This is a genomic window from Bradyrhizobium sp. UFLA05-153, from assembly GCF_054185185.1.
This window is the reverse complement of sequence record NZ_JBBIAM010000252.1, coordinates 1-4,644: the sequence shown is the minus strand read 5'-3', so window position 1 is coordinate 4,644 and position 4,644 is coordinate 1. Positions and strand designations below refer to the sequence as shown.

Sequence of the window (4,644 nt, the reverse complement as noted above, 5' to 3'; positions counted from 1 at the left end):
GGAGCTTCAAGGTTGCCCGTATGGCAAAGAGCTATCACCGAATTTCGAGGTGATTTCAGTCCGCCTTTGGCTGGCGGGCTTTGATACGCCGGAAAAGGGAACCCTTGCACGTTGCGATGATGAAAGGCGACGTGCTGATCTCGCCAGCAGTCGGCTACAGGATCTAATTGCATCACGCGGAGCAAAGTTGGAGCGCGTGGCATACGCCTGCAAGCCCGGCCTAGAGGAAACAAAGCTTTGTAACTACGGACGCCGGTGTGGAGTGCTGACCGTCGGCGGGCGCAACGTCAGCCAGATCTTAATCGGCGAGGGACTGGCGCACCCTTACGTCTGCGGCGCAACGAGCTGTCCACCGCGCAGATCGTGGTGTGGTTAGACATTTCCATTCGCAAATGCGAAATCGGGAAAAAGCGGCAATTGGTTGAACCTTCGCCTAGTACAATCAGACTGATTGGTACCGGGATTTTTGCATCATCCCCACCCGGGGCTGGAACGCCGCCGTCCGCGATACATTTAAGCGGGCGGCGTTTTTGCTTCTATCTGTAAATGAGGAGCGGCCCCGGCGCTCGGGGCTGGCAGAAACGCCAGGGCCGTCCACATGCACGGCCGCCGCCGTTCGCACCGAAATCACTATGTCGGGAAAGATAGGCAAGAACGAGACGTCTTAATCTGCTTCTGCGGATGTAAGCAACACCGCATGCAGGCGAGCGAGAGTTGACACGTTTTGTTCTTTTACAACCGACAAAGCACATTCAGGTTGTGTGCGCTGAGAACCAAAGAAGATCGAACGGGGGCTTGTTATCAGTTGGTTGGTTCTGTCTTCAAAAGCCGCACATAGGTTCGACTCTCGTGCAGCTCGAGCCAGCCACGCTCGACTGCTACCTTGATGCCGGCGCCGAACTCCGGGCCGGTGGCTTTAGGCGAGTAGAAGCATGGCGCGTTGATCTTCTCGATGTGGATGCGACCGTCGTGCACTGGTTCGATCCCGGCGGCGAGCTCGACGAGCTTGCGCGCTGCGGCTTCTGGGTTGGCGAAGGGACGTTCGGCGGTGAGCTTCATGAACCAGCTGTAGCGCGATTCGGGCCTTCCTCGATCATGGGCTGGGTTGCATATTCTTCCCGATGACAAAGAGTAGGAACCAATTCTAAGTCACCTGCATCGCCCGGCCGTAAGCCGAGCGACGGGGACAGGTTGGATGGAATGGTACGGGGCTAATTTGCTCGGGCCCGATGGGCAAGTTACGAGCCGGATCGATATCCTTTGTGCGGACGAAAAAACGGCGAGAGAGCGGGCATGGCAACTCGCGTATGATTGCGCCGTTGAGCTTTGGCAGGGGGATCGACTGATCGCGAAATATCCAGCCCGACAGTGAACGGACTTCATCGGTAGTCCATCGGGGACGTTGAGGGCTTATTCCAATTAAAGTCCGGCCGGATGTCCGCGCCGCGTCTGCCGCAAGCTCGGCAGACGAAGCGCGGCTCGATGTCAGAAAGGCGCAGTTTGTCGGGCCAGCGATCGGCGCTTACGGCGATGGAATGACCACACCGGTAGTCCGCGCAATAGACCAGGACGCGACGGACGCCCATCTCGCGCATCTGGCCGAATGTGATCATGACCGGGCGGTGTGGGGTTCTCGTAGCGGACAGATCTACGCATGCCGCGATCAAAGCGATCTTTCTAGGTACCTCGCAAATTATCAATCCCTTGGGCCTTGTGACGCGCGAGAGGTCCTGTACGTCGTGGGTGTCAAATGGTGCCGGCCGGCGGGCAACGCACGCCCAACGGCTGATGCAGCGACTGTCTACATCCTCGGGTCATTGCATGCGGGCAAATTACTGCGACAGTGCTTTGGACACAAAAATTGCTAAGCCAGCGTCGCTACCGGGCAGACTGCTCCCGATGAGTGACGCTAGATACAGTTGCGTTCGGAAAGAATTGAGATCGCCAGTGAACTAATTCACATATCGCGTCGCTGACTTAGAACTAAGGTCACGACGCAATTCGTGGTGGGAATATCTCTCTAATCCAAGTGGGGTATTGTCATGAAAAATCGGTTCTCGATCGCGACCGTGATTGCCTCCGTAGCAGGTGCGACGACCCATCAAGCTGGCGCGTGCACCTTGCGCTTTCCGGCTTTCGAAGTGACGGGCTTCCCGATCTCGCGGCACCAAGTTGCAGTGCTGGGAGGGGCCCAAGTTGAGGAGAGTTCGGCTACGCCAAAGCTAATGTTGGCTGGCATGCCCGCTTCTCCTCATCAGATCGCAGTTCTGACACCCCGCCCAAAACCAAGGATAGTTGAGGCATCGGCGGATTTGAGCCAACTCACCGTAGGCCTAGCGAATCCTAGTTCGCAGAGTAGCAGCGGAGAGATGTGTGTGCCTGACTGATTTTGTAGGCCCATTGCTGTACCTTGCGCGACCCGCCTTCGGGCGGGTCTCTTTTGGAGTGAAGCCTGCAACCAAAGTCCAACGGCTCGGTGTGGCGAGGTTGCCAGATCTTCATCGGTATCCCATAGTGGGACCACGGGCTTATTCCAGTTGAAGTCCGGCCGGACATCCGCGCCGAGGCGACCGCAGGCGGAGCAGACAAAGCGCTCCTCGACATCTGATAGCCGCACATCATCCCGCCAGCGATCGGCGCTCATGGTTACGTTGTGGCCGCAACGGTAGTCGGCGCAATAGATCAGGAGGCCGCGCACGCCCATCTCGCGCATGTCGCCGAACGTGATCTTGATCGGGGGGTGACCGGGCGGTGTACGGTTCTCGCGGCGGACATGCTTGGGCATCCCGCCATGAAAGCGACCTCCCAGGCACCTCGCAAATTATCGATTCCTAGCGGCTCAGAAGGGCAGCAAGCTACTGCACATCGTGGGTATGGAAAGATTGCCGCTAATTGAGATCTGCCTAATCGCCCCAGTTCTCGCCGCACTGAGTGCAATGAAACAGGCGCATAGTCTTTCCGGTTTTGGCGTCTAGCGTCGAGGCAATCAGCTGGGGTGATGAAGAGCAGGACGGACAACGCACACCGTGATCCTGTGTCTGCTGGGGAGGCAACTGGTCCTGGTCCTTTTCGGCCATTGCTCAACGCCTTCAACTGAAGGCTTAAGTCCAAAAGTGAACATTCGTTCCGGGTCAGTCCTTATCCGAGAAACACAAAATCCACTGCGTGAAGGTGTTACGGGTGGCGGTCAGGTCTTCGCCCTTTGGTCGCACCGCGGCGCCAATCGCACGACAAGCGCAGCCGCCAGCGGCTGGCAGCACATGCCCGCCGGCTCAGGCGGTAAGATTTGCGCCTCTGCTGTCAGTGAAACGCGCCCCGCGGTCATCTCGCGGGGCGCAACCTATTGGTGAACCGAAAATTACGCTACCTCAGTAGCGCTCTTTCGGATTGATGGGCCATGCCTTCAGGCCGTAATCGAACGCGTCGAGTACGGTACCGTTAGGCAGACGGCGATATCGACGAAAAATCACGCCTTTTGAGTGTTTCTGGGGACTCCGCTTGACCATTGGTCATTCTCCTTTCTCCGACGGGTGTTGCGACGGCGGCGAAAGGCGAGTCACAATCGGGGTCTCCCAACACCGACTTACTGCCATTCACCTTGTCGACCGTTTCTCCGAACCGCGTCGGCAATTCGAAGACGGAGAGAGCCGACCGCCATTCCTCAATGGCGCGTCGGTTCTTTCAGTTTAAGCGTTAGCCGATGCTAGAACAGCGCACCGGTGATGCATTCGTTAAGGAACCTATCCCGACTCTTAATGCCTTCGGGATATGTACGGCATCACGAAGTGGCGACCTTGAACACCGGATGATTCCGGTGTGGAACAGTTGCTTCAATCAGTCGACGCAAAGGATGGCGAAGCGAGGGCACCCGTTCCTCTATGAGGTCTTGGCTGTGTCGCGAGCGCCGGCCTTCTGCTTTCAGGCCCGGCCAAACTACCCGTTCCCCGATCAGTTCGACAGCAGCGATTCACCCTTATTCATCGTTCTGAAAAACCGGGGGATAGGATTAGTGCGGCCCGCATCCGAAGCTTGATCGAATCGTCCCGCGCTGGCCGGCTGAGGCCGCGCTGGAGACAAATATGCGGCGGGAAGACTGGGACCGGCTCGAGACTGAACGCTACAACAAGCGGAGTATGAGGAGAGCGATTTTCCTCAGCGCCCTTATCGTGGTTCTTGCGATCTTGTGGTTTCAGGCGCAGCGCTGACCTTGCCGGTCCCAGCGCAGGCCGGGCACGGCCGGTAGAGGATCTTGCGCGCCGGATAGGGTGACGTCATCCGGGGCTCATTGCCCGAGCCGAAGCACTCCGGGCAGACTTTGACTTGGTCGCTCATTTCGGTTCTCCGCTTCGAGGCGGTATTGCCTCGCGACGGATCGAGCACCGGCACCGACTCAACAACGCACCAACTGGTTCGCGCACGCGCGGAAATCGGTCAGGTTCTATTGGGACAACCTTGTCTCACGCCTGTCCCTGTCGGAAACCCTAATCCGGCTGGTACGTGAGGTCGAATCGCGCAATGCTTTTGTCTCATGAGAGAAGCTTACAGCCTGGTCTGGTCGGTGCTGGTTCTATTGTTCCGGTCGCGGGTCTCGTTGGAAGCTGAGATCCTGATCCTTCGTCATCAACTTAACATCCAGCGACGGCA

Annotated in this window: 2 protein-coding genes; one reads left to right on the top strand and one right to left on the bottom strand. The window is 57.8% G+C overall.

The annotated features are described in order from the left end of the window. Positions 1-376: thermonuclease family protein (locus Q2941_RS50780; protein ID WP_458197411.1), on the top strand; the 376-nt coding region annotated here is incomplete at its 5' end. A gap of 425 nt (positions 377-801) precedes the next feature. On the opposite strand, the gene Q2941_RS50775 is transcribed toward Q2941_RS50780, so the two are convergent. Beyond that, positions 802-1,059 (bottom strand): hypothetical protein, encoded by a 258-nt coding sequence (locus tag Q2941_RS50775; protein WP_458197410.1) that lies wholly within the window; start codon positions 1,057-1,059, stop codon positions 802-804. Between the last annotated feature and the right edge of the window lie 3,585 nt (positions 1,060-4,644).